At 34.7% G+C, this 987-nt stretch carries 2 protein-coding genes; both read left to right on the forward strand.

All coding sequences use genetic code 11. The features are described from left to right. Positions 1–243: 243 nt before the first annotated feature. Positions 244–603 carry an ArsR/SmtB family transcription factor gene (locus G4417_RS16460; protein WP_005608558.1) on the forward strand — a complete coding sequence of 120 codons (360 nt, stop codon included), beginning with the start codon at positions 244–246 and terminating at the stop codon, positions 601–603. Positions 604–662: 59 nt separating this feature from the next. After that, positions 663–987 (forward strand): cation transporter (locus tag G4417_RS16465; RefSeq protein WP_173684236.1); only part of this gene is annotated, 325 nt, incomplete at its 3' end.

A 987-nucleotide genomic window follows, 5' to 3' on the forward strand; every position in this document is an offset into this window, starting at 1 on the left:
TAATAACAAAATATAACAGTTATTAAATCTCTTAAAACAGGTGAAATCTCAATCGGGATTTACAGGAAGTATGACAAGAAAGCCAAAACGGTATACTGGGAAAAAAGATTAAGAAAAGAATAAAGAGCTGGTTATAATTGTAAAATTTATGGGGAACTAACATCAGCTTATTGACATAAATTTAAAAATAAGTATAATAATAGTTGATTAATTGTTCAACTATTATTATTTGGAGGTGAACATATGTCAAAAACGTCTTATATTTGTAATTGCGATGTAATTCATGAGGATATTGTGAATGATGTGAAATCCAAGATGCAGCTAAAAGATGATTATATCCAGTTGGCTTCTTTGTTTAAGCTATTTGGAGATGGAACTAGAGTACAAATCTTACACGCTCTAGAACAGAGTGAGATGTGTGTATGTGATCTTGCAGTGCTACTGGGGGTAACAAAATCTGCAATTTCGCATCAGTTAAAGGCATTACGCCTAGCGAATCTGGTAAAATTCCGAAAAGAAGCACAGATAGTTTACTACTCGCTGGCAGATGATCATGTGAAAGAGATTATTGACAAGGGATTTGAGCATCTTTGGCAGAAATAATATTTTTTAACATTATAGTTGAGTAATTGAACAACTAAACAAATTGTAAGGAGATTATCATGAAACGCATATTTCTATTAAAAGGGTTGGACTGTCCAAATTGTTCCGCAAAAATTGAAAAAGAAGTCGGAGAGTTGGATGGAGTGCAATCCTCAGTGGTAAATCTGATGAAGCAGACGCTTACAATCAATGTTACTCAGACAGCCGCAGATACGATAGCCAGTCAGATTGAAACGATTGTTCATAGTCATGAGCCAGATGTGGAAGTTCAGGAAGAAACCGTTATGAATGTTACAAAGAGTTATTCGTTAAAAGGATTGGATTGTCCGAATTGTTCCGCAAAAATTGAAAAAGAAGTCGGAGAGTTGGATGGAGTGCAATCCT

Source organism: Blautia wexlerae, from assembly GCF_013300825.1.
Classification (GTDB): domain Bacteria; phylum Bacillota; class Clostridia; order Lachnospirales; family Lachnospiraceae; genus Blautia_A; species Blautia_A wexlerae_B.

Coding starts and splice junctions, on each gene's coding strand:
- G4417_RS16460 (WP_005608558.1), top strand. CDS start 244: ATGTCAAAAACGTCTTATATTTGTAATTGCGATGTAATTCATGAGGAT.